This is a genomic window from Mameliella sp. AT18 (assembly GCF_028807275.1).
Lineage (GTDB): Bacteria > Pseudomonadota > Alphaproteobacteria > Rhodobacterales > Rhodobacteraceae > Antarctobacter > Antarctobacter albus.
In genome coordinates, this window is sequence record NZ_JARAMO010000224.1 from 1 (window position 1) to 24,205 (window position 24,205).

Consider the following 24,205-nt stretch of genomic DNA (forward strand, 5'->3'; position numbering starts at 1 on the left):
ATCGACCACCTGGTCGAGGCCCTCACCGTATTGTGGAAACAATGCGCCATCGCGCATGCCGTCGCGTGAGGGCTGTTCTCGATTCCCCGAAGATCCGCACTACGTAACTCGAAAGGGAGGAGTACGAATGAAACCACTTGTCATAGCCGCCGCCTTCTGCGCGGTCTCGACCCCCGTGCTTGCGGAAAGCCATGCGACCGGCGATCCGGAGGAAGGGGAAAAGGTCTTTCGCCAGTGCCGCGCCTGCCACATGATCGTCTCGCCCGAGAGCGATGAGATCCAGAAGGGCGGCAAGGTCGGCCCCAACCTCTATGGCGTCGCCGGACGAACGGCGGGCACCTACGAGGATTTCAACTACTCGGACTCGATGGTCGCCGCCGGAGAGGCGGGACTGGCCTGGGACGAAGAGCATTTCGTGCCCTACGTCCGCAATGCCACCGATTTCCTCAAGGACTACCTCGACGACAGCTCGGCCCGGGGCAAGATGACCTTCCGCGCCCGCAGCGACGAGGATGCGGCGAACGTCTGGGCCTACCTGGTCTCTGTCGGGCCCGAACCCGAGATGGACGAGGCCAGCGCCGACTGACACAACACTGAACAGGAAAACGCCGCGCCCCCTGCCCGGGGGCGCGGCGTTTTCTTTGGCGCAGGTCAGCGCGCCAGTGCCAGCGGCGTCACCTTGGCACGGGTGCCAAGCGCCCCCTGGGCAACCTCGAAGATGTCGCCGGCGGTCATGGCCGCGTTTGCGTACATCTCGTCCGGGCTGGCCTGTTCGATGATCCTGTCCGGCAGGCAGACGGTGCGGATCGCAAGACCACGGTCCAGCAGCCCCATCCAGGCCAGCGCGTGCAGCACCACGGAACCGAACCCGCCCTCGGCGCCCTGTTCGACCGTCACCAGCGCCCTGTGGCCAAGCGCGAGACGGCGCAGCAGGTCGCTGTCCAGCGGCTTGACGAAACGGGCATCGGCCAGGGTGACGGTATGGCCCGCCTCGCGCAGGGCGGCGGCGGCCTCGCGGCATTGCGGCAGATGCGCCCCGCAGGACAGGATCGCGATGTCCTCGCCCTCTTCCAGCACGCGGCCGCGCCCGATCTCCAGCACCTCGCCCCGTTCCGGCAGTGTGACGCCGGTGCCCGCGCCGCGGGGATAGCGAAAGGCGATGGGCCCTTCGTCATGGGCGGCGGCGGTGGCCACCATGTGCATCAGCTCGGCCTCGTCGGCGGCGGCCATGACGGTGAACCCCGGCAGGTTCGACAGGTAGGCCATGTCATAGGCCCCGGCATGGGTGGCGCCATCCGCCCCCACAAGGCCCGCCCGGTCGATGGCAAAGCGCACCGGCAGGTTCTGCAGGGCGACGTCATGCACCACCTGGTCATAGCCGCGCTGCAGGAAGGTCGAGTAGATCGCGCAGAAGGGACGCAGCCCGCTGGCCGCCATGCCGGCGGCAAAAGTCACGCCATGCTGTTCGGCGATGCCCACGTCGAAGACCCGGTTCGGAAAGCGCGCCGCCATCTTGGACAGGCCGGTGCCATCGGGCATGGCCGCCGTCACGGCGACGATCCGGTCGTCGCGCGCGGCCTCCTGCGTCAGGGCCGTGCCGAAGACACTGGTATAGCTGGGCGCGGCGCCGGGTTTTGCGGGACTGGCCTGCGGCCCGGTGGCGGGGTCGAACTTGGACACGCCATGCCCGCGGTCGGCGCTGGTCTCGGCGGGGGCATAGCCCTTGCCCTTGACGGTGCAGCAATGGATCAGGACCGGGCCGCGCGCCCGCGCCCGTGCCGCGCGCAGCACCGGCAAGAGCTGGCTCATATCATGACCGTCGATCGGCCCGACATAGTCGAAGCCCAGTTCCTCGAAAAGCGTGCCGGAGCCGCCCAGCCCGGTCACCAGCTGGCGCGCGCGGCGGGCGCCGCTGCGCATCGGTTCGGGCATGGCGGCCTCCATCCCCTCGACCATCGAGCGCATCCGCGCCACCGGCTCGGCGGCGTACATCCGGCTGAGGTAGGACGACATGGCCCCGACCGGGGGCGCGATGCTCATCTCGTTGTCGTTGAGGATCACGAACAGCCGCCGCCCCTCGGCGCCGGCGTTGTTCAGGGCCTCGTAGGCCATGCCGGCACTGATCGCCCCGTCGCCGATCACGGCGATGGCGTCACCCGTGGGCCGGCCCATGTCGCGGCCCACCGCGAACCCCAGCGCCGCGCTGATCGAGGTCGAACTATGCGCCGCGCCAAAGGGATCATGTTCGGATTCCGTGCGCTTGGTGAAGCCGGACAGCCCGTCCTTCTGGCGCAGGGTGCGGATGCGGTCGCGGCGCCCGGTCAGGATCTTGTGCGGATAACACTGGTGGCCCACGTCCCAGATCAGCTTGTCCTTGGGCGTGTCGAAGACCGCGTGGATCGCCACGCTTAGCTCGACCACGCCCAGCGAGGACCCGAGGTGCCCGCCGGTCTGCGACACGGCCGAGATCACCTCGGCCCGCAACTCGTCCGCCAGCGCGGCAAGATCCGTATCGGGCATCCGGCGCAGGTCCGACGGACCGGCCACCCGGTCCAGAAGCGGTGTGTGGGGTTTGTCGGCAAGGGTCATCGCGCGCTCCTGTCGCTGGTCCGGCATGGCGCCACCACGAGAGGGCAAGCGGCGCGGCAGGCCGGACGGAAAGGACCGGGGCGACAGCAGGCCGCCCCACCCCGGGGGGTTACTGGCCGTAGTCCGGCGCCTCAGAGGTCGCCAGTTCGGGCCAGTCGGCAATCACGTTGGTGCCCTGCAGGGGCTGCTGATAGCCCTTGTGACAGGTGCGGCAGGCGACCTTGGGTGCGTCGCCCGCCACCGGTCCCAGCCGGTCCTCGGGCAGCACCTCGGCCAGCGGCACCAGGTAGTCGTTGTTCAGTTCCAGCACCATCTGGATGCCCAGGCTTTCGGTCGCCCATTGCGGCGTCACCTGCCCGCCGTCGTAGAAGGCGCGGGTGTTGTGACAGAAGGTGCAGTTCACCCCCAGCGAATTGGCGACGTAGTTCATCAGCGCATAGGTGCGTTCCGCGTCCTGGATCGTTGGCACGCCCTCGTCCCCCGGTCGCGCGGCGACGCGGCTTTCCAAGTCGTGCACGCCGATCATGTCACCATCCAGCAGGTATTTCTCCAGCGCGTCCGTCGGCAACGAGGTGTAGGAGGTGAGCGGCGTCGCCCGGTTCTGCACCGCCGACCAGCCGGCGGCGGCCATGTTGACCTCGCCCATCTTGAACCAGATGTCGCTGGGCACGTTCTGACCGCGGTGACAGGTCATGCAGGTGACGCCGACCTGCTTGTTGGCGTTCACATGCGCGTCCCAGTTCTCGTTGATGTTGCGGGTCATCTCGATCATCCGGCGCGAGACGACCTTGGTATACAGGTTGTCCTCGCCGTAGGTTTCGAGATCGCCGTCGCCGTGGCAATAGGCACAGCCCTGCTCTGGCGCGACCCATCGGGTCATCGCCGCCATCAGCCGGTTGAAGTTGGCGTCGGTCAGATCGCCCAGAACCTGGACGTTCTGGTAGATGTCGCCCGCCAGCTCCTCGCCCTCTTCGGGCACATAGGGCGGGTCATCGAACAGCTCGGCGATGGCCGGGTCGGGCACGGCGAGGTCGGAAACGAACTCGGGCACCGACATGCCGTTGCCGCGCGGGCCGGTCTGCAGGCTGTCGGTCTTGTACGGCTGGCCCAGCGCCATCACGGCAACCACGGCCAGCACCACCGCCCCGGCCACGCCGGTCAGGATCGCCGGGCGTTCGATATCGGCGGGGTGCTCGCGGTTCCATTTGTCAAACCATTTGAACATCGCGCTCACTCCCGTCCGATGAAGGCTTCGTAGATCCCGTAGGCCTCGTAGCCATAGCTGCCGTCATACATCGGCGCGAAATGGTGTTCCTGCGCCCAGATGAACCAGTTGTCGACGACCGTTCCCGTCAGCAGGATGCCGATGCCGCCGGTGATCGGGGTCAGCACCGCGAACCACCAGGCCCAGCGGTGAATGCCCTCCATCGTCGCGTTGAACCCCATCGTCCAGCGCCAGAACAGCGCCGCCCGTTCCGAGGCGGTGCCGCGGTCGACGATCTGTTCCAGTTCGCGGTCGCCGCCGAACCGGCTGACCGCAAGGATCGTGGCACCATGCATCGCGAAGAGCAGCACCGACCCGTAAAGGAAGACGATCGAGAGACAGTGGAACGGATTGTAGTAGAGGTTGCCGTAGCGGATGCTGAACGCGGTGGTCCAGTCGAGGTGCGGGAAGATTCCGTAGGGCACCGCCTCGGACCAGGATCCCATCAGGATCGGCCGGAACAGGCCCAGCACCAGGAACAGCCAGATCGCGCTGGCAAAGGCCCAGGCGACATGTTTGCCCATCTTGTGCTGTTCGGCCAGCAGGTAGGTGCGCAGCCACCAGGTGCAGACCGCCACCAGCAGGAACAGCGAGGCGATGATGTACCAGCCGCCGTCGTTCAGCGGCGGGATGGTCAGCCCGTATTCCGGGCTGGGCGGTTCCAGCGCCAGCCAGAAACCCTGGCGCAGGAACTCGGGGATCGACCAGCCGACCTGCGCCAGCATGTTGAGCCCGATGATGAAGATCGCCAGCGCCCCGGTGGCCAGGCTGATCATCCCGGTCCAGCCCAGGTAGATCGGCCCCAGCTGGGCGTTGCCCACCCAGCCGACGAGGCGGCTGAACCCGGGGGTGATGATACGTTCCGAGGCAAGGTCGTTGTCGTTGTCCATGCCCCATTCGGCCGGTCCTTCGACCTGAACCTGGGTGAAGATGTTCTGATATTCGCTCATGATCACATTCCCGCCTGAGAGGGCCAGATCGGCAGTTCGAGCCACCAGTTCCACCATTCCGGCCAGCCGCTGGTCCAGACCGGCCCCGAGATGATGATGCAGACCGCCGAGAAGAAGACCGCGTTGATCGCCAGCAGGAAGCCCAGCCGGTGAATGCCCAGCGTGCCGATCGAGTAGCCGATGAAGTCACGGAAGAAACTGTCCTCGTGATCCGGCGTCTTCATCTCCTCTCCCTTCTCGGGATTGGCCGCCGAGAGGATCAGCCCGCCATGCAGCGCCAGCGCCAGGGTGGTGCCGAAGAACAGGCTGACCGCCAGCATGTGCGCGGGATTGTAATGGAAGTGCAGGTAGGCGTAGCCGGTGTTGCTGACCCAGTCGAGGTGACTGAAGATGCCATAGGGAAAGCCGTGCCCCCAGGCGCCCATCAGCACCGGGCGAAAGATCACCAGCGTGACATAGGCCAGGATGGCAAAGCTGAAGGCGAAGGGCACATGATAGCCCATCCCCAGCTTGCGGCAGATCTCGACCTCGCGCAGGGCCCAGCTGATGAAGGCGCCGGTGGCACAGATCGTGATGATCTGCCACAGCCCCCCTTCCATCAGGGGCGCGGCCCCCAGCCCGTAGGACAGGTCGGGCGGCGCGATGTTGATGAGCCAGGGGTTGAAGGTGCCCTGGTGGGCCGCCCCCCAGAAGATCAGGATGGTGCCGAGGGCCGCAAAGAAGGCGGTCGTGACACCGAAGAAGCCGACGTAGAAGGGGCCGACCCAGAAATCGAAGAGATCCCCGCCGATCAGCGTCCCCCCGCGGACGCGGTACTTTTTCTCGAAGCTGAGCAACGCCATCGTATTTCCCCGCTTTTGGCGGCCCGTTCGATCAGATCTCAAGCCGTCGTTAAGGTGTGAGGTGTGCGTTCGCTGCGGGCGGGCCGGCCGCCCGCAACACTTTCATGGGACGATTGTCCCCTGGTCACTCATCGGCAGCGGCACGCGATGCGGCCGCGTTCTCGAACCAGTTGACGCCGTTCGACAGAACCACCAGGTGGATCATGACGGCCAACAGGAACAGGAAGACGCCTTGCGCGACGAACACGCGGCGAGGATCGAAGATGAGCCAGATCTTGTAGAACTTGGACACGTCCATATCCTTTCCTAGAACCAGGGGGCCCAGATGTAGGTTGCCAGGTGGGCAACCACTGCGACCGCCGCGAACAGCCAGAGGCCGCTCATGTAGACGGAATGCAGTTCCTGGGCCTGCTCGTCGGTGAGACCTGTGAAGGACAGGTCGTTTTGATCAGCCATAAACTTTCCTCCGGAACGCTATGCTGACGCCGCGAACCCCGCGGCCGGGTCCCTTGGGGCCTTCACGGTCCCTCAGGGGGTCTGTCCGCCCGTGACGGACGGTCAGGTCGGGTCTCGGTGACTGCCCCCCGGGGGTCAGACCGAGAAGATCATCGGCGTGATCCGGTCCGCCTCGCGCCAGGCGCGGGCCAGCGGGCCATGCAGGTTCAGCGACCTCTGTCGGATCACCGCCCGCGCCCAGCCGATCGTTTCCGATGGCAACGCAAGCAGGAAGATCAGGGTGAAATAGACGTGGAACTCGGCCCGGCGCCGGCGCCGGACATGCGTCTGTCCTAGGCTGCTGGATGTGACGTCGGTCATCGGTCAGTCCTCCTCTTGGATTGGGCCGGCAAGGCCGGAAACTCTTTCGACGACGGCCAGGGCCACGCGCTCGGCGCCCGCGCGCTGCGCGTCCTCCTCCGCGGCGTCGCGCAGCGTCTTGGCCGCGGAAATGCGTGTCAGTACCGGATGTGCGGCGACCAGGCGGTCCAGCGCGCGGCTGGCGTCCTCGTCCCAGGGCAGGTTCCGGCGCAGCGGTGTCGGTGTCGCCTGTGCCGCGTCCATATCGGAGCCCAGCGGCAGGATGTGGAACAGCGCGTCAAACAGCCCGTTGCAGACCTCCTGCAGCAGGTAGGTGGCCCCGGCGTAGCCCATCATCGGCGTGCCGGTGGCGCGGCGGATCGCGGCGCCGGGAAAGCTGGCCGGGATGAAGGCGGGGCTGGGGCCGTGGCCGGATTTCAGCTCTGCCAGGTACATCTTCTCGTTGATCGACCCCAGCAGCACCAGCGGCCGGTCGCGGGCGATCATGGCGCGGATCGCGTCGTTGTCGGTCTTTTTCCCCGCGCAGCGCGAAACGGCGAAGGCACAAGGCAGGCCCAGGTCGCCCTCCAGGTACTGGCGGATGCCGCGGGCATAGGTTTCGCCGGCGACGATGCCGAAATTCGCAGTGGCAAAGAAATCCTGCGTGACCGACCGCCAGAGATCCCAGACCGGCTTGATGGTCGAATGTTTCTCGCGCTCGATGAAGGGTTCGGGGTCCAGCCCCAGCAGTTCGCCCAGCGAGCGCAGGAACAGCGTCGTGCTCTCGACGCCGATGGGGGCCTGCAGGTAGGGCTTGCCCAGCACCTCGGCCAGGCCGCGCCCGTATTCGCGGTACATCACCACGTTGACGTCGGAATTCACAAGGTTGCGCATCTCGGCCAGGTGGGCGCCCAGAGGTAGCACCATGTTGACTTCGGCGCCGATCCCCTCGACCAGGCGGCGGATCTCGGCCAGGTCGCTGGGCATGTTGAAGGCGCCATACATGGGGCCAAGGATATTGACCCGGGGTGCCGCCCCTTCCTCGCGCTTTTTTTCCTTGGGCATCCGGCCCTTGGTCATGCCGAATTCGGTGAACAGCCAGGTCATCGCCCGGTCGGCGGCCTGCCACTGGTCCTCGTCGATGGTGCGCGGAAGAAAGCGCTGGATGTTGGTGCCCTGCGGGGTCACGCCGCCGCCGATCATCTCGGCGATGGAGCCGGTGACGACCACGGCGGGCAAGGCCGGGTCCAGCGTGCCCCAGGCGCGCTTCATCGCGCCCTCGGTGCCGTCGCGGCCCAGTTCCTCTTCGCCCAGCCCGCTGACCACGATGGGCAGTTCATGCGGCGGCAGGGCGTCGGTGTAGTGCAGGACGGATGTGACGGGCAGGTTCTCGCAGCCCACGGGGCCGTCGATGATGACCTGTAGGCCCTTGACGGCGCAGAAGGCATAGACCGCGCCCCAGTACCCCCCGGCCCTGTCGTGATCCTGGATCAGCACGGGGCACCTCCCCGGCTGGCAACAGGGCGGTCAAGCGGCCGGATATGAAAGGTCACCCCCCTCATATCATCTGCTCCGCCTTGGCGGCGCGGGCCTTCTTTTCCAGCTTCTTGAGGTTCAGCGCGCGGAAGTCCGGGCGCAGGTTGGGCGCGCCCTCCCAGACCCCGGCGGTATCGCCCTCGCCGACACCTTCGAAAAAGGCCTTCATCCGGTCCATGCGGGGCTTGTTGCCAATGGCCGCGTTCACGACCTCGGCCAGGCTGCCCGCCCCCGCCGGTCCCATCAGGGGCCGGGCCGAGATCAGGTTGGTGAAGTACAGCGCGGGAATGCCCAGCGCCTTGGCCTTTTGCACCACCGGCGTCGTGCCGATGGCAAGGTCCGGGCGCAGCCCTTCCATCGCGGCCAGGTCGTTCTCCAGCGAGGCGCGGAAGGTCACCGTCACGCCCCGGGCGCGCAGCCATTCGGCATCCGCCGCGGACCAGGGGGATTTCGCGCAGGCGGTCCCGACATAGGGCACCTCGGCGCCGCTTTCGATCAGCAGGCGCGCCACCAGCAGCTCGCTACCCTCGTAGCCCGACAGCGTGATCCGCCCCTTGACCGGGGCCGCCTCCAGCGCCCCCCGGATGGCGGGCAAAAAGGCATTCTGCGCGGCGGCCACCCTGTCCGTTGACAGGCCAAAGGCCTCGCCGATGCTGGCCAGCCAGGCGGCCGTGCCGTCATGGCCCACGGGCGCACTGCCCACGATTGGGCGACCGGCGGCCTGGAACTCGCGCACGGCGGCGGTATAGAAGGGATGGATGGCAGCCACGGCGCCGCAGTCCAGGGCCGCATACAGCTCGCGCCACTCTCGGCAAGGCACCACGGGCCCGGCGGCCAGTCCCATCGGCGCCAGCATCGCGCCGATCATCATCGGATCGGCGGGAAACATCTCTCCCAGTAGGGTCACGGTGGGCAGGTCGGACACGCCACCCTCGGGCGCGGCCACCGGCCCGGCCTCGACCTCGCGGCGGGCATAGTTCAGCATGGCGCCCGCCAGCACGTCCTTGGCCTCGGCATGGGTGGGAATGCCGAAACCCGGCACGTCAATGCCCACGATGCGCACGCCGTCGATCTCGTCCGGGAGTAGCCGCAGGGGCACGCCGGAGGCGGTGGGCACACAGAGGTTCGTCACAACGATGGCATCGAAGCGATCCGGATCGGCCAGCTTGTGTACTGCCTCGCGGATGTCCTCGAACAACTTGCCGGTCACCAGGCTTTCGGAATCGAAAGGGACATAGCCCACCGACCGCCGCGCCCCGTAGAAATGCGAGACGAAGGTCAGCCCGTAAACACAGCAGGCCGACCCGGACAGGACCGTGGCCACCCGTTTCATCCGCAGCCCCACGCGCAGGGACCCGAAAGCCGGGCACATGCTTTGTGGCTTGTCATGGGGGCCTTGCGGGTAGTCGCGGGCGTATTGATCCAACAGGTCGCTTTGACCGGCGCTGCGCGCGGCCCGGTCCAGGTCGGCGGCGGAATGGCATCCGTCGCCCCCCGGGCTGGCAGGCTCAGGCGTCGTCATAGATCACCTCCAGCGACTCCACCGGCTTGGCATTCTTGCCGCGCATGTCGGCATCGGTGGCGGGGACCAGCGTCACGCCCGCCCCGGTGTCCGAACCGTCGAAGAGCGCCAGCAGGGCGTCCTGATCCAGCGGCGCGGGCCGCACCGGCGGTGCGTCCGAGACGGCCTGTGACAGGCCGGCGAAGAGCTCGCCCCATTGGCTTTGTGCCGTGCCGACGATCTGGTAGTTCGCGGATTTCTTGCGCAGGTCGTCGTCCTGAGGGATCGCCGCCAGGACCGGGATGTCCACCGCCCTGGCAAAGGCCTGAGCCTCGCCCGAGAGGTCGTCCTTGTTGACCACCAGCCCCGCCACGCCGACGTTGCCGCCCAGCTTGCGGAAGTATTCCACCGCCGAGCAGACGTTGTTGGCGACATAAAGCGATTGCAGGTCGTTCGAGGCGACAAGGATCACCTTCTGCGCCATGTCCCGCGCGATCGGCAGGCCGAAGCCGCCACAGACGACATCGCCCAGGAAATCCAGCAGGACATAGTCGAAGTCCCAGTCGTGGAACCCCAGTTTTTCCAGCAGTTCGAACCCGTGGATGATGCCGCGTCCGCCACAGCCGCGCCCCACCTCGGGGCCGCCCAGTTCCATCGCGAAGACACCGCCGCGCTTGAAACAGACATCGCCGATCTGCACCTCTTCGCCGGCCAGCTTCTTCTTTGTCGAGGTCTCGATGATCGTCGGACAGGCCTTGCCGCCGAAGAGCAGAGAGGTCGTGTCCGATTTCGGATCGCAGCCGATCAGCAGCACGCGCTTGCCCTGTTCGGCCATCATGTGGCTGAGATTGGCCAGGGTGAAGGATTTGCCGATGCCGCCCTTGCCGTAGATCGCGATGATCTGGGTCTTGCTGGTCGGTTCCTCGGTGATCAGATCGGCCAGGTCTTCCTGCGCCTCGTCGCGCAGCCTCTGGTCGAAGGTCTTGAGGTCGGGCACGTCGGTCTCGGTGTGTTTCTGCACGTCGTCCTTCACGCTGCTTCCTTCCAGTTGAGTATGATTTTCAGGCAGGCCGGGTCCTCGAAGGCGGTCCGGTAGGCCCCGGCGGCCCGCTCGGCCGGCACCGCGTGAGAGATCAGCCCGGCCAGCGACAGCGCGCCGCTGTCCACGAGGGCGCGCACGGCGGCAAGGTCCTCGCGCTGCCATTCCGCGGCGACCCTCAGGCGGGCCTCGCGCATGAAGGCGGGCGGAAAGGCAAAGCGCAGGCCGTCAGGATAGAACCCGGCCAGGACGATCTCGCCGCCCTTCGCAAGGCGTCCGATCAGGTCGTCGAGGATTGCGGCATTGCCGGAAGCGTCGTAGATCGCGCCATAGTCGCGGCGCGGATCCTCCTCGGGCGCGATGACGTCGTAGCCCTCGCCCCCTTGGCGACGGTCCGGCGCACGTTCCCAGACGGTGGGCGCCGGGGCGCCCGCAGCCACGGTCAGGCGCGCCAGCAGGCGGCCCAGGACCCCGTGGCCGACGATCAGCTCGGGCATCCGCTTTTCCAGGCCCGCCATCGCGTGCCGGGCGGTGGCGGCAAGGGCCAACAAGGCGCCTTCGGCCCCCAGTGCGGCGTCGATGCGCGTGACCCGCGCGGCCTCCGTGACCAGCACGCCCGCCGCCCCGCCGAAGAGGCCATAGGCTCCGTCGAAACAATCGGCCCCGGGCACGAAGACCCGGTCGCCGGGGCGAAAGCCGGTGCCGGACGCGGCCTCGACCACCTCTCCGGCGGCCTCGTAGCCGGGCACCAGCGGATAGCCCATGCCCGGAAAGGGCGGCATGGCGCCGGACCAGAACAGTTTTTCGGTGCCGGTAGAGATGCCGGAATGCGCGATCTCGACCACGATGTCGCCCGCTCCGGGCGCCTTGAGGTCGAGCTGTTCCAGGGACAGGTCCCCCGGACCATTCAGAAGGACAGCGCGTGTCTGCATGTTCGCCCCTCCCCCTTTTTTGTCGTCCGCGCGGCGGGCGTCGCCGTCGCAGTCGATTTCACATGTCAGGGTAACACGACATATGTATGTGTCAATTAAACTTTACATTCATCTCTGTCAGGACGCCGTGCCACCAGGACAGTGGTGATGAAGGGGCGCGCCGTGTGCGGCCCTTCGACCCCGACGAATCCGGCCTCCTTGCACAGGGCGGCAATGCGGCGGGCAGAACGAACCCGCCCGGTGCCCATCGACATGGTGTAAAAGGAAAAATAGACGTCCGTCGCCCGATCCGGCCGCGCACCACCCGACATCGGCTCTGATACGATCAGGCGCCCGCCGGGCGGCAGGGCCTCCAGCACGGAGGCCAGCAGGGCGCGCACGGTCGTGTCGTCGTGATCGTACAGCACCCGCACCAAGGAAATGGCATCCGCCCCCCGGGGCAGCGCGTTCTCGCGGAAACTGCCGGGCGCCAGGGCGACTCGGTCCGCCAGACCGGCGCGGGTCAGTTCCGCCTCTGCCAGCGGCATGACCCCCGGCAGATCGAACAGCACCCCCTGCAAACCGCGATGGCGCCGCAGGGCTTCGGCCAGAAACACCCCGGCCCCGCCGCCCACATCCATCAGCCGCGTGACAGCCTTCAGCGAAACCAACCGCAGGGTGTCCTGCGCCACCAGGCGCTGCGAGCGGGCCATGAGATCGGAATAGCGGGCCGAGACCTCGGGCGGGATGTCCCCGGTCTGGCCAAGGACATAGGGCCAGAAACGCGCCATCTGCGTCTCCGCCTCTCCGCGCAAGAGCGCCACCGGGTCGGCCATATCGGCATAGAAGGCGCGGTTGTGACGGATCATCCCGGTCAGGCCGGGAACGCCAAGGATCGCGGCGCCCTTGCGCGCCAGGCCAAAGGCACCATCCCGCCGCCGCCGCAACAGGCCCAACGCCGCGCCCGCCTGCAGCAGCGCCGCCATGCGATCCGGTGCAATGCCGGTTTCGGCGCCCAGCACGTCGGGCGGCTCGGCCCCGCCTAGCAGGCGCTCCAGCAGGCCAAGCTCGACCAGGGCGGCAAGCACCTGGGCCGAGACGAAGCCCTGCAATATATCGAAGATCTCTGCCCCGTCACGTCGGGCAAGACGGGCGCCGAAGGGCAGCCGCGCCGCCCAGTCCTGCACGCCGGGACGCGCCACCAGCCGCGCCAGCCAGCCGCCGCGACGCCTGCGGCGCGGGCCGGGCTGGTCGGCGGAGGCCACCACCGTCTCAGGCCCGGTAGCGCGCGGGCACGGCCGGCATGATCTTGTCCGCCTGGTGGCTGACCATCTGCGCCAGCATGGCCTCCCCCGGGCAGGAGGGGATCGAGGCGATGGCCGCCGCGAGGATCTTGGACAGGTGATCGACCGCCCCGCCGATGCCCATTTCGCAGACCGCGTTGGGCCGACCGTGCAGGTCATCCTGGCCCACGGGCTTGCCCAGCGACTCTTCGTCTAGCAGGGCATCGCGCAGGTCGTCGGCCACCTGGAAGGCCTCACCGATGAGGGCGCCGAGGTCCAGCCAGTCTTCGGGGGCATGGCCCGCAGCGATGGCGCCCATTTCGGTCGCCGCGATGAACAGCGCCGCCGTCTTGGACCGGTGATAGGCGCCAAGGTCGATCTCTGCCTCGCTTTCCCAGCCCTGTCCGGCGCAGATGCCGCCGGGCATCCCCGTGCGCCGGCTGAGCGCCAGGAGCAGCTGCGCGCCCCGGTCCGGATGATCGACCGTCGCCCGCGCCAGCACGTCGAAGGCCAGGATGATGAGGCTGTCGCCGGTCAGCACGGCCAGCGGCTCGGAATAGGCGCGATGCACCGACGGTTTGCCGCGCCGCAGGTCCGCGTCGTCGAAACAGGGCAGATCGTCATGCACCAGGCTGGCGCAATGGATCAGCTCCAGCGCGGCAGCGGCGGCATCGGCCAGCGCGGGCCGGTCATCGCCACAGGATGCCGCCACCGACAAGAGGATCGTCGGGCGGATGCGTGCGCCACCGGGCTGGGTGGCATACGGCAGGGCAGAGGCCAGTTTCGCCGGGGCCGATCCCCCTTGCGACAGCGCCAGCGCCCGGGCAATCGCCCTTTCGATCCGTGCGGTCATGGGCATGGGGCACCTCCACCATGTAATTTTGAAATTACATTCATAGTGTAATTTACATTGGACACATCGGGGCGCCGAGTCAATAATTGCCGCATGACACCTTCCGGGTTCAGCGCGCATCAGGGGTGCGACGTCCTTATCGTCGGCGCCGGGATCGGCGGGTTGGCCGCCGCCGCGCGGCTGGCCCATGCCGGCCTTCGGATCACGGTGGTCGAACGCGCCGCGCGTTCCGGCGGCAAGATGCGCTGCCTGCCCTCGCCCGCCGGGCCGGTGGACGCAGGTCCGACCGTGCTGACCCTGCGCCCGGTGCTCGACGACCTGTTCACCAGCCTGGACGAGCGGCTGGACGCGCACCTGGAGTTGATCCGCCAACCCCTGATCGCGCGACACTTCTGGCCCGACGGGTCGCGGCTGGACCTCTTCGACAGCGAACCGGAAAACCTGGAGGCGCTGCGCGCCTTTGGCGGCGCCCGCGCTGTTGCGCAGTTCCGAGCCTTCTGCGACAGGGCGCGCGCCCTGTTCGAGGCCTTCGACGGCCCGGTGATGCGGGCAGCCAATCCCTCGCTGGCCGGGCTGGCGGGTCAGACCCTGCGCGCGCCCGGCCTGTTGCGCCAAATGGCCCCGCATCGCAGCCTTGCCGCGCTGCTCGACCGGACTTTCGACGACCCGCGCCTAACGCAATTGTTCGGGCGCTACGCCACCTATGTCGGCGCCTCGCCCTATCGCGCCCCTGCCCTGCTGTCGCTGATCTGGCAGGCGGAATACGTTGGGGTCTGGAAAATCGCGGGCGGAATGCACCGGCTGGCCCGGGCGCTGGAACGGATCGCGCGGACACGCGGGGCACGGTTTCATCACAACGCCCATGTGGCCCGGATCGACATCTCCGGCGGCCGCGCGCGGGGCGTCACTCTCGCGGATGGCAGGACGTTGAGGGCAGAGCGCGTCCTGTTCAACGGCGATCCGCGGGCACTGGCCACCGGCGCCCTGGGCCCGGAGGCAGTTCCTGCGGGCGGCCAGAACGGCAAACGCAAACGCAGCCTGTCGGCCCAGGTCTGGGCCTTCGCGGCGCGCGCCCGGGGGGTGGACCTGGCCCATCACAACGTCTTTTTCCGCGCCGACCCGAAACCCGAATTCGACGCCCTGGCGCGCGGCGCGCTGGTGCCGGACCCCACGCTTTACCTCTGCGCGATGGACAGGGGCGGCCCCGCGCCGCCGCCAGATCTGGAACGGTTCGAGATCATCGCCAACGCGCCCCCTCTTCCCGCCCCCGACCAGGAGCCAGACCAATGCCGCACCCGTTGTTTCGACACGCTGGCCAGGGCGGGGCTACGCTTTGCTCCGATGCCGGACGCGCAAAGCCTGACCACGCCGACGGGGTTCGAGAGCCTGTTTCCCGCCTCGCAAGGCGCGCTCTACGGGCAGAGCCCGGAAGCGCTGATGGCGGCCTTTCAGAGACCGAAGGCACGCAGTCCGGTACCGGGGCTCTACCTGGCGGGCGGCGGGGCGCATCCGGGGGCGGGTGTCCCGATGGCCATGCTCTCCGCCCGGCACGCGGCCGAGGCGATCTTGAGCGACCGAACTTCGCCCTCGCCGTCCCGCCGAACGGCTACGCCTGGTGGTACGTCGACGGCATCCGCGACGGCGGCGGGCGGGCGGTCAGCGTCATCGCCTTCATAGGCTCGGTGTTTTCGCCCTGGTACGCCTGGTCCGGGCGGCGCGACCCGGAAAACCACGTCTGCCTGAACGTCGCCACCTATGGGCCGGGCGGGCGCTTTGCCATGACGGACCGGGGGCGCGGCGCGCTGCGGCAAGCGCCACAAAGCCTGACCATCGGCCCGTCCTCGCTGCATTGGCAGGACGGCCAGTTGAAAATCCGGATCGACGAACGCGGCGCGCCCCCCCTGTTCGGGCGCCTGCGCGGGCGCATTACGGTGACGCCCTCGGCCCTGACGCGGGTCGAACTGCCCCTGACGCCGGACGGGGCACATGTCTGGCGGCCCTTCGCGCCGACCTGCCGGATCGAGGTTGACCTGGACGCACCGGGCTGGCGCTGGCAGGGGCACGGGTATTTCGATGCCAATTTCGGCACCCGGGCGCTGGAAGAGGATTTCGACAACTGGACATGGGGGCGCTTTCCCACCGGCACCGGCAGCACCTGTTTCTACGACGCCCGACGGCGGGACGGGAGCGCGCTGGCCGCGGCGATCCGCTTTGACGCGGAGGGCGCGGCCCGGTCGGTGACACCGCCGCCCCCGGCGCGGTTGCGCCGCTCGCTCTGGCAGGTGACGCGGCAGACGCGGGCCGACCCCGGCCATGCGCCGCGGCAGGTGCAGAACATGCTGGACGCACCCTTTTACAGCCGCAGCATGGTGACGACCCGGCTGGACGGGACAGAGACAACCGGCGTGCACGAGGCGCTGGACCTGCGCCGCTTTCGGTCTGCGCTGGTCAAGCCGATGCTGGCGCTGCGTGTCCCGCGCCGGGCGCGCTGGTCCTTCGCTCAAGACAGCTGAAACAGGTCAGACGGGCACCACATCCGGGTTGCGGCGCAGAACCGACAGGTTCAGCGCCCAGGCCACCGAGACCCAGCAGAGATAGGGCACAAAGGCCAGGCCCGCCCAGGCATCCACCTGCCAGAGCGCCACCAGGCAGGCCGCCACCGCAAGCCAGAGCGCGCTGAGCACCACCAGCCCGGCCCGCATCCGCCGCAGCCCGAAAAAGACCGGCGTCCACAGCGTGTTGAGCGCGATCTGAAGGGCCCAGAAGGCCAGCGCAAGACCATTGTCCGGTGCCAGCGCCACCCGCGCGCCCGCAAAGGCCATCAGCAGGTAGAGCGTGGTCCAGGCCACCGGAAAGACCCAGTCCGGCGGCGTCCATCGCGGCTTGTCCAGCGACCGATACCAGTCACCCGGCGGAAACATTCCACCGGTGGCGCCCGCCGCGAAGCAGGCCAGGAGGAAGATCAGGAAGAGGATCCAGAACATGCCCATCTACCTAGCGGCGGGCATGGGCGGCATCAACGGCGCGCGGCGGTTTTGCTCCTGCAATTTCAGTGCGACCAGCGCCTGGTGCAGGCTCTCGCTCCAGTCCGGCGCGGCATCCTTGGCGGCGGCGCGCACCAGGAAATCGGTTTCCGGCAAGGTGCGCGCATGGATCACCGCGGAACGTGGCAACGCCACCGTCAGGCCCGCGCGCAGGCCCGACAGCATCAGCCAGCCCAGCTTTTGCCCCCCCGAGGTCCGGGCGCGCCGGGTGATGGAGTCAAATCCGTTGCGCGCCACCGCGCCGCCGATCCCGGCATAGATGAACCGCGCCGCAAAGATCCCCGGGCGCGCCGAGAGCGGCAGCGCAGCGATCCCGGCCTCTGACCGGTGGTACAGCTGCCCGGCCTCGCGCAGCAGGCGCCGCAGGACAGAGGCCAGCTCTGGCGTCGGCCTCGGGTCGCGCAACAGGCCGGCGGGATCGACGCCCGCCCCCTGCAGCCAGTCGGTCGGCAAAAAAAGCCGCCCCTCGCGCGCATCCTCGCCGACGTCGCGGGCGATATTGGTCAACTGCATGGCGACCCCCAGGTCGCAGGCCCGGGCCAGCGCATCGCGGTCGCGCACCCGCATCAGAACGCACATCATCGCCCCCACCGCCGAGGCGACGCGCGCCGAATAGGCACGCAGGTCCGACAGGGTGGCATAGCGGCGGCCCATCGCGTCCCAGGCCAGTCCCTCGAGCAGGGCATCGGGCAAGGCGCGCGGCATGTCGAAATCCTCGATCACGGCGGCAAAGGCGCGGTCGGCGGGGGCGTCCAGAGGCCGGCCCGCATAGGCCCGGTCCAGCCTGTCGTGCAAGCGCAGGACCGCATCCGCCTTTTCCTGCTGCAGGTCCACCGCGTCATCCGCCAACCGGCAGAAGGCATAAAGCGCCAGCGCCGGTTCGCGCACCCGGGTCGGCAACAGCCGCGATGCCGCGTGGAACGACCGCGACCCGTGCCGGATCGCCTCGACGCAATGGGCCATGTCCTCCGGCGCGATCATTCCGCCGCCACCGGCAGGCTCGATGCCGCCTGAGCATCGGGCACCAGCTGGTCCAGGATCTCGGCACTGCCGACAACCCCCGGCAGACCGGCACCGGGATGCGTGCCCGCGCCCACCAGGTACAGGCCCTGCACCTCTTCGCTGATGTTGTGCGGGCGGAACCAGGCGCTTTGCAGGATGCGCGGCTCTATCGAGAAGGCCGCGCCATGCGGGCTGAGATACCGGTCCCGGAAGGTTTCAGGCGTAAAGACCAGCGACTCCGCCAGGTGCCCGGACAGCCCCGGCAGCAATTCCCGTTCCAGCACCTTGAGAACGCGGTCCCGGTAGCGGCCAGCCATGTCCGACCAGTCGACGGGTGTCTTGTGGCCAAGGTGCGGCACTGGGCTGAGCGCATAAAAGGTGTCGCCCCCGTCCGGCGCGACACCGGGATCGGTGACGCTGGGGCGGTGGACGTAAAGGCTCATGTCCTCGGCCAGGTGGCCCTTGATGAAGATGTCGCGCAGCAGGCCGCGATAGCGCGGACCGTTGAGGATCGTGTGATGGCCCACGTCCCGCCATTTGCCGCGTGTGCCACGGGTGCCGAAGTACCAGACAAACAGGCTCATCGACCAGCGTGTTCGGCGCAGGCGCGGCGTGGTCCAGCGGCGGCGGAAATGGCCGCGCAGAAGATGGTCGTAGGTGTGCCCGGCATCTGCGTTGGAGACCACGATATCCGCAGGCACCTCCTCGCCCCCGGTCAACCTGACGCCCCGGGCGCGCCCGCCAGCGACCTTGATTTCATCGACCTCGGCCCGCTGGCGGATCACCCCGCCCTGCCCGGTCACGACATTGGCCATCGCCTCTGCGATCCGGGCCACGCCCCCCATCGCGTAATGCACACCGAAAGCGGATTCGAGATGGTTCACCAGCGCGTAGATCGAGGTGACATGACAGGGGTCGCCGCCGATGAAGAGCGGGTGAAAGGACAGCGCCATACGCAGCCTCTCGTCCCGCACGCAGCGCGCCGCGTGGCCATAGACCGATCGATCCGCCCGCAGGCGCGCAAAGGTCGGCAGCACCCGGATCAGGTCGGCCAGCCGATGCATCGGGCGGCGGCCCAGGTTCTCGAATCCGATCCGGTAGCGCTCTTCGCTGTCGCGCAGGAACCGGGTGTATCCCGCCAGGTCGCCGGACGACAGGCGCGCCACCTCCTGCCGCATCGCCCCGGCGTCCGGGCCGACGCGAAACCGCGACCCGTCCGGCCAGCGGATTTCGTAGAAGGGATCGAGCGGGCGCAGGTCCACGTCATCGTCGAAACGCCGCCCGCAGGCTGCCCATAGATCGCGAAACACCTGTGGCACGGTGACGATCGTCGGGCCGAGGTCGAACCGATGCCCACCCTGGTGGATGGCCGATCCGCGCCCGCCGGGCGTGTCCAGCCGGTCCAGCACCGTGACGCGATAGCCCCGTGCGCCCAGCCGCATCGCGGCGGCAAGCCCGCCCAGCCCGGCCCCCACGACCAGCGCCTGCGGCGCCTTGGGATCGACCGGCCTGTGCCTGTGAAAGGAGTCTGCGCCTGTAAACATTACCCAAGCCTACATGTGTAATGTTAAATTGACAATCTCGCATTGCACCTCTTTTCCAAGAGGAATTTCCATGTCAGGATACCCTGACACCCGCCAAGGAAGGCCAACCAAGAGGAGGAAAGGCCATCCAGGTCGTCAGCCTGAGTCTTTTTCGCTTTCCGCGCGGGGTCAGCCGGCTCTGGGCCTTTGCGATGATGGGCCTTGCCCGCCCGGCCCTGCGCCGGACCGAAGGCATCGGCTTCTGGAAGCTCTGCGGCTCGGGCACGGGCGAAGGCTTCACGCCACTGCCGGAAACCGGCGTCTACGCGATCCTTGCCACCTGGCCGGACCTGCAAAGCGCCCGGCGCCAGACACGCGACGCCCCGGTTTATCGCCGGTATCACAGGCGGGCTGAGGACAGCTGGACGTTGTTCCTGTCCCCGGTTTCAGCCCGCGGGGCCTGGTCACGTCAAAGCCCGTTCGAGGTGGGGAACGCCACGGCCGGCCCCGGCCCCATCGCGGCGCTGACCCGGGCCACGCTGCGGGTGTCAAACCTCTGGCGGTTCTGGCGCAGGGTCCCCGACATCAGCGCCGCCATCGGCGCCGACCCCGCCGTCACCTTCAAGATCGGCATCGGAGAGGTTCCATTGCTGCACCAGGTGACCTTTTCGATCTGGCCCGACAGCGCCAGCATGGCCCGCTTTGCCCGCGCCGACGGCCCCCATGCCCGCGCCATACGCGCCGTGCGCGAGGGCGACTGGTTCCGCGAGGAACTGTACGCCCGGTTCCGCATCCTCGGCGCCAGCGGCCACTGGCCGGGCGGCCCTTCCCTGACACCAGCCGGACCGATGCCATGACCCAGAGCTTTCCCTTTTCGGCCATCGTCGGACAGGACCAGATGAAGCAGGCGATGATCCTGACCGCCGTCGACCCCGGGCTGGGCGGCGTTCTGGTCTTTGGCGATCGAGGCACCGGCAAGTCCACTGCCGTGCGCGCGCTGGCCGCGCTCTTGCCGCCGATCACCGTGGTCGCGGGCTGCCCGGTCAATTCCGCCCGGCTGGAGGAAGTGCCCGACTGGGCCGGCCCGGTCGACGAGACACTGGCGGAACGCCCGACCCCGGTCGTGGACCTGCCGCTGGGCGTGACCGAGGATCGCGTGACCGGCGCGCTGGACATCGAGCGCGCCCTGACCCGTGGCGAGAAGGCCTTTGAACCCGGTATTCTGGCACGGGCCAATCGAGGCTATCTCTATATCGACGAGGTCAACCTGCTGGAGGACCACATCGTCGACCTGCTGCTGGACGTGGCACAATCGGGCCTCAACGCGGTCGAACGCGAGGGCCTGTCGATCCGCCATGCCGCACGCTTTGTCCTCGTCGGCTCTGGCAACCCCGAGGAAGGCGAGTTGCGCCCGCAATTGCTGGACCGCTTCGGACTCTCGGTCGAGGTCCGTTCTCCCGACAACATCGAGGAACGGGTCGAGGTCATCCGCCGCCGCCATGCCTTTGAAACCGATCACGACGGGTTCATGGCCCGCTGGCAGGCCGAGGACGCAGCGCTGCGCATGGCCATCCTGGAGGCGCGCGCGGCCCTGGCCGGAACGGAGCCGACCGAAGAGGTGCTGACAGATTGCGCAAGGCTGAGCATGGCACTTGGCGCCGACGGGCTGCGCGGCGAACTGACCCTGTTGCGGGCAGCGCGGGCGCAGGCGGCCTTTGAAGACACGGCAATCACCCGCGATCACCTGCGCAGCGTGGCACCATTGGCGCTGAGCCACCGGTTGCGCCGCGATCCCCTGGACGAGGCGGGATCGGCCGCGCGGGTCGCCCGCGTCGTCGCCGAGACCCTGCCATGACCACAGCGCCCCCCGACTGGATCCGGGCACAGCGGGCGCTTGCGGCACTGGCCGTCGACCCGGCGGGGCTGGGCGGCATGGTGATCCGCGCACGGCCCGGCCCGGTACGTCAGCGGCTGGAGTATGGGCTGGAGGTGTTGCCGCTGCCGCTGCGCCGGGTCCATCCCGGGCTGGACGATATCCAGCTCTTTGGCGGGTTGGATGTCGCGGCATCGCTGGCAGGCGGCGGACTGGTGCGCCAGCCGGGCCTTGCCGAACACGCCGCAGCGCTGGTCATGCCGATGGCGGAACGGGTGCGGCCCGGGCTGGCGGCCCGTCTTGCCGGGGTGCTGGACGGGAACAGCGGGCATTGCCTGGTCCTGCTGGACGAGGGCGCCGACCCGGACGAGACCGCACCACAGGCCCTGACCGACCGGCTGGCCTTTCACCTGGACCTGTCCGAAATCCGGGCCACACACGCCCTGCTGCGCCTGCCTGCCCCGGCGGACATGGACGCCGCGCGGGCGCATCTGCCACGGGTCGAGGTTCCGGATGAACACCTTGCGCAGCTTGCCCACCTGGCCGCGCGCTTTGGCATCCACGGGTTGCGCGCGCCGCTGCTGGCCCTGCGCTGCGCGCGCGCGCTGGCGGCGCTCGACCTCCGGGACCGCGTGACATCAGAGCACCTGCGCGAAGCGGCGGAAATGGTCTTGCCCAGCCGCGCCACGCAAATCCCCCAGGCACCGGACGAGAACGACAGCCCGGACCCGCCACGGCAGCAGGAGAGCGAGGCGCAGGGCGACGGCGCGGCGATGCAGGACATCCCCGACGAATTGCTGGTCGAGGCCATTGCCGCCATCCTGCCGCCTGACTTGCTGACCCGGCTGGATCGGGGCGGCTCCGCGCGCGGGGGTGGACAGGGCTTTGGCGCGGGGGGCAAGCGCAAGGGCAACCGGCGCGGACGGCCCCTGCCCTCGCGGCCCGGCCGCCCGGACGGGCGCGCACGGATCGACGTGGTGGCCACGCTGCGCGCGGCCGCGCCCTGGCAACCGCTGCGGCGGGCGGCGACGCCCGGCACGAGACATCTGATCATCCACCCCGGCGACCTGCGCCTGCGCCGGACCGAGGAGCATTCCGACCGGCTGGTGATCCTGGCGGTCGACAGCTCGGGGTCTGCCGCGCTGGCCCGGATGGCCGAGGCGAAGGGCGCCGTCGAACGGATGCTGGCACAGGCCTACGCCAAGCGCGATCTGGTGGCTCTGGTCACCTTCCGCGACACCCGTGCCGAGGTGCCCCTGCCGCCGACCCGGTCTCTGGTGCAGGCCAAGCGCCGCATCGCGGCCTTGCCCGGCGGTGGCGGCACACCGCTGGCGGCAGGACTGCGCGCCGCGCATGACCTGGCCCTGCAAGGGCTGCGCAACGGGCAAAGCCCCTGCCTGGCGCTGCTGACCGACGGGCGCGGGAACATCGCGCTGGACGGCAGCCCGGGCCGCGCCGCAGCCGCCGCCGATGCCCGTGACATGGCCCGCCTGTGGCGGAGCCTGGGCCTGCCCGCCGTCGTGATCGACACCGCCAACCGGCCCGGGGCCGAAGGCGCCGAACTGGCAGGCTGGCTGGATGCCCGTTACCTTGCCCTGCCGCGCGCCGATGCGCGGCGCATCAGCGCCGCAGCCGACGCCGCCCTGTCGGGATAACCGCCGTGGACTGGGACAGAGATCTGCCGGACTGGCCGCACAGCGGCCTGTCCCGGCGCATCGCCCAGCGCCCGCACCTCTGGCATGTGCAGGAAACCGGGACCGGCGACACGGTTCTTCTGTTGCACGGCGCCGGCGCATCGACCCATAGCTGGCGCGACGTGATCCCCATTCTGGCCCGGCAATTCCGCGTGGTCGCACTGGACCTGCCCGGCCAGGGGTTCACCCGGCTGGGCAGCCGCGCCCGTTGCAGCCTGGCCCACATGACAGAGGACATCGCCGCGCTGTGTGCCGCGCAGGGATGGCACCCCGCCGTGGTCATCGGGCATTCCGCCGGAGGCGCGATCGCGCTGAACCTGGCGCGCAGGCTGCGGCCCGCGCCCGCCGTTGTCTGCCTGAACGCCGCCCTGGGCCGATTCGATGGCGCGGCGGGCTGGCTGTTTCCGATCCTGGCCAAGCTGATGGCGGCGACGCCTCTGGCGGCCCTGGCCTTTACCGCCGCCGGCGCCAGCCCGGCGCGCACCCGCCGCCTGATCGCCAGCACCGGCAGCCGTTTGAGCGACGAGGGCATCGGCTATTACACCCGGCTGACCGCCGACACTGCGCATGTGGACGGAACCCTGCAAATGATGGCCCGCTGGAACGTCGACCCGGTGTTGGACTGGCTGCCCCGGATCGAAACGCCCTGCCTGATGCTGGCCGCAGAGGGCGACCGGGCCGTGGCGCCCGAGATTTCCCGACGCGCCGCCGACCGCCTGCCGCTGGGCCAGTTCCAGGCAATTCCCGGTCTTGGCCACCTTGCCCATGAAGAGGACCCGGACGCCGTGATGCGCCCGGTCCTGGACTGGATGTCGGATCTGCCGCCCGCCTGCAAATCTGCCAGCCCGGCGCGGTGAGCCCTTACAGACCCACGGCCACGAAGGCGCGGGCCAGCTTGTCGACCAGTTCCGCCGCCTGATCCTCTGTCAGGATGAAAGGCGGGGCCAGCAGAACATGTGCGCCCTGCTTGCCGTCGATGGTGCCGCCGTTCGGGTAGCAGATCAGCCCCTCGGCAAAGGCCGCCGCCTTGACCTGGGCATGGATCTTGCGCGAGGGGTCGATGGGTGCCTTGGTTGCGCGGTCCTGGACCAGTTCCAGCCCCAGGAACAGGCCCCTGCCCCGGATGTCGCCGACATGGGGGTGCTGGCCAAACCGGTCCTCGAGCATTCCGCGCAGAACGGCGCCCATCGGATGCACCCGGCCCAGCAGGTCATCGCCAACCACACGGTCCAGCACCGCGCCCGCCGCCGCACAGGCAACCGGGTGACCGACATAGGTGTGACCGTGCTGGAAAAAGCCGCTGCCCTGCGCGATCACCTCGTGCATGATCTCGGTGCAGAGCATCGCCCCGATGGGCTGGTATCCCGCGCCCAGCCCCTTGGCCACGCAGAGGATGTCCGGCGCCACCCCGTCCTGCTCGCAGGCAAACAGCGTGCCGGTCCGGCCCATGCCGCACATGACCTCGTCGAGGATCATCAGGATGCCGTGCCGGTCGCAGATCTCGCG

Annotated in this window: 24 protein-coding genes; 7 read left to right on the forward strand and 17 right to left on the reverse strand. The window is 68.8% G+C overall.

Annotated features, from left to right (window positions below; translation table 11 throughout):
* Positions 1 to 127 precede the first annotated feature (127 nt).
* Positions 128 to 586, forward strand: coding sequence for a c-type cytochrome (locus PVW46_RS19565; protein WP_069210039.1), 459 nt, complete (start codon positions 128 to 130; stop codon positions 584 to 586).
* Positions 587 to 651: 65 nt separating this feature from the next.
* Here the strand turns inward: PVW46_RS19565 and dxs are convergent, their stop codons facing one another.
* The 13 genes from dxs to PVW46_RS19630 form a co-directional block, all read right to left on the reverse strand.
* On the reverse strand, positions 652 to 2,589 hold the full coding sequence (gene dxs / locus PVW46_RS19570; RefSeq protein ID WP_069210040.1) for a 1-deoxy-D-xylulose-5-phosphate synthase: 1,938 nt from the start codon (positions 2,587 to 2,589) through the stop codon (positions 652 to 654).
* A gap of 109 nt (positions 2,590 to 2,698) precedes the next feature.
* A complete protein-coding gene (gene pufC / locus PVW46_RS19575) occupies positions 2,699 to 3,814 on the reverse strand; it encodes a photosynthetic reaction center cytochrome PufC (RefSeq protein WP_069210041.1) in 1,116 nt (371 codons plus the stop codon).
* Positions 3,815 to 3,819: 5 nt separating this feature from the next.
* Positions 3,820 to 4,803: a photosynthetic reaction center subunit M gene (pufM, locus tag PVW46_RS19580; protein ID WP_274577240.1), complete on the reverse strand. Its 984-nt coding sequence runs from the start codon at positions 4,801 to 4,803 to the stop codon at positions 3,820 to 3,822.
* A gap of 2 nt (positions 4,804 to 4,805) precedes the next feature.
* Entirely contained in the window at positions 4,806 to 5,645 is an 840-nt protein-coding gene (gene pufL, locus PVW46_RS19585; protein WP_088671670.1) for a photosynthetic reaction center subunit L, read from the reverse strand.
* A gap of 124 nt (positions 5,646 to 5,769) precedes the next feature.
* Positions 5,770 to 5,937 carry a light-harvesting antenna LH1, alpha subunit gene (gene pufA, locus PVW46_RS19590; RefSeq protein WP_043145809.1) on the reverse strand — a complete coding sequence of 56 codons (168 nt, stop codon included), beginning with the start codon at positions 5,935 to 5,937 and terminating at the stop codon, positions 5,770 to 5,772.
* 14 nt (positions 5,938 to 5,951) lie between these two features.
* On the reverse strand, positions 5,952 to 6,101 hold the full coding sequence (pufB, locus tag PVW46_RS19595) for a light-harvesting antenna LH1, beta subunit (protein ID WP_043145768.1): 150 nt from the start codon (positions 6,099 to 6,101) through the stop codon (positions 5,952 to 5,954).
* A gap of 135 nt (positions 6,102 to 6,236) precedes the next feature.
* On the reverse strand, positions 6,237 to 6,461 hold the full coding sequence (gene pufQ, locus PVW46_RS19600) for a cytochrome PufQ (protein WP_043145765.1): 225 nt from the start codon (positions 6,459 to 6,461) through the stop codon (positions 6,237 to 6,239).
* A gap of 3 nt (positions 6,462 to 6,464) precedes the next feature.
* Entirely contained in the window at positions 6,465 to 7,937 is a 1,473-nt protein-coding gene (gene bchZ / locus PVW46_RS19605; RefSeq protein WP_069210044.1) for a chlorophyllide a reductase subunit Z, read from the reverse strand.
* A gap of 61 nt (positions 7,938 to 7,998) precedes the next feature.
* Positions 7,999 to 9,498, reverse strand: a complete 1,500-nt coding sequence (bchY, locus tag PVW46_RS19610) for a chlorophyllide a reductase subunit Y (protein ID WP_069210045.1) — start codon at positions 9,496 to 9,498, stop codon at positions 7,999 to 8,001.
* Positions 9,485 to 10,510 (reverse strand): chlorophyllide a reductase iron protein subunit X, encoded by a 1,026-nt coding sequence (locus PVW46_RS19615; RefSeq protein WP_232788324.1) that lies wholly within the window; start codon positions 10,508 to 10,510, stop codon positions 9,485 to 9,487. Before PVW46_RS19615 ends, bchY begins: the two co-directional genes overlap by 14 nt.
* Positions 10,507 to 11,448 carry a chlorophyll synthesis pathway protein BchC gene (gene bchC / locus PVW46_RS19620; RefSeq protein ID WP_069210046.1) on the reverse strand — a complete coding sequence of 314 codons (942 nt, stop codon included), beginning with the start codon at positions 11,446 to 11,448 and terminating at the stop codon, positions 10,507 to 10,509. The genes PVW46_RS19615 and bchC overlap by 4 nt, the downstream gene beginning before the upstream one ends.
* 95 nt (positions 11,449 to 11,543) lie before the next feature.
* Positions 11,544 to 12,695, reverse strand: a complete 1,152-nt coding sequence (locus PVW46_RS19625; protein ID WP_443137055.1) for a methyltransferase — start codon at positions 12,693 to 12,695, stop codon at positions 11,544 to 11,546.
* Positions 12,696 to 12,699: 4 nt separating this feature from the next.
* Complete coding sequence (locus PVW46_RS19630) at positions 12,700 to 13,569, reverse strand: polyprenyl synthetase family protein (RefSeq protein WP_083242352.1); 870 nt, start codon at positions 13,567 to 13,569, stop codon at positions 12,700 to 12,702.
* Positions 13,570 to 13,656: 87 nt separating this feature from the next.
* Here PVW46_RS19630 and crtD point away from each other — a divergent pair, with 87 nt between their 5' ends.
* Positions 13,657 to 15,240, forward strand: coding sequence for a 1-hydroxycarotenoid 3,4-desaturase CrtD (gene crtD, locus PVW46_RS19635; protein WP_069210047.1), 1,584 nt, complete (start codon positions 13,657 to 13,659; stop codon positions 15,238 to 15,240).
* 5 nt (positions 15,241 to 15,245) lie between these two features.
* A complete protein-coding gene (gene crtC, locus PVW46_RS19640; protein ID WP_500862258.1) occupies positions 15,246 to 16,076 on the forward strand; it encodes a carotenoid 1,2-hydratase in 831 nt (276 codons plus the stop codon).
* 6 nt (positions 16,077 to 16,082) lie between these two features.
* Here the strand turns inward: crtC and tspO are convergent, their stop codons facing one another.
* Genes tspO through PVW46_RS19655 form a run of 3 tightly spaced genes read right to left on the reverse strand, consistent with a single transcriptional unit; the run spans position 16,083 to position 19,153 of the window.
* Positions 16,083 to 16,547, reverse strand: a complete 465-nt coding sequence (gene tspO / locus PVW46_RS19645; RefSeq protein ID WP_069210108.1) for a tryptophan-rich sensory protein TspO — start codon at positions 16,545 to 16,547, stop codon at positions 16,083 to 16,085.
* Positions 16,548 to 16,553: 6 nt separating this feature from the next.
* Positions 16,554 to 17,588: a 15-cis-phytoene synthase gene (gene crtB / locus PVW46_RS19650; protein WP_069210048.1), complete on the reverse strand. Its 1,035-nt coding sequence runs from the start codon at positions 17,586 to 17,588 to the stop codon at positions 16,554 to 16,556.
* Positions 17,585 to 19,153 (reverse strand): phytoene desaturase, encoded by a 1,569-nt coding sequence (locus PVW46_RS19655; RefSeq protein ID WP_069210049.1) that lies wholly within the window; start codon positions 19,151 to 19,153, stop codon positions 17,585 to 17,587. Before PVW46_RS19655 ends, crtB begins: the two co-directional genes overlap by 4 nt.
* A gap of 125 nt (positions 19,154 to 19,278) precedes the next feature.
* Between PVW46_RS19655 and crtA the strand changes: the two genes are divergently transcribed.
* The 4 genes from crtA to bchO are packed head-to-tail and all read left to right on the forward strand — an operon-like array spanning position 19,279 to position 23,556.
* On the forward strand, positions 19,279 to 19,989 hold the full coding sequence (crtA, locus tag PVW46_RS19660) for a spheroidene monooxygenase (protein ID WP_443137056.1): 711 nt from the start codon (positions 19,279 to 19,281) through the stop codon (positions 19,987 to 19,989).
* Positions 19,986 to 20,987: a magnesium chelatase ATPase subunit I gene (bchI, locus tag PVW46_RS19665; protein WP_069210051.1), complete on the forward strand. Its 1,002-nt coding sequence runs from the start codon at positions 19,986 to 19,988 to the stop codon at positions 20,985 to 20,987. Before crtA ends, bchI begins: the two co-directional genes overlap by 4 nt.
* Positions 20,984 to 22,660, forward strand: a complete 1,677-nt coding sequence (locus PVW46_RS19670; protein ID WP_069210052.1) for a magnesium chelatase subunit D — start codon at positions 20,984 to 20,986, stop codon at positions 22,658 to 22,660. Before bchI ends, PVW46_RS19670 begins: the two co-directional genes overlap by 4 nt.
* Before the next feature lie 5 nt (positions 22,661 to 22,665).
* Positions 22,666 to 23,556 carry an alpha/beta fold hydrolase BchO gene (gene bchO / locus PVW46_RS19675; protein WP_069210053.1) on the forward strand — a complete coding sequence of 297 codons (891 nt, stop codon included), beginning with the start codon at positions 22,666 to 22,668 and terminating at the stop codon, positions 23,554 to 23,556.
* A 4-nt stretch (positions 23,557 to 23,560) separates the two neighbouring features.
* Here the strand turns inward: bchO and PVW46_RS19680 are convergent.
* Positions 23,561 to 24,205: aminotransferase class III-fold pyridoxal phosphate-dependent enzyme (locus tag PVW46_RS19680; RefSeq protein WP_274577253.1), on the reverse strand; the 645-nt coding region annotated here is incomplete at its 5' end.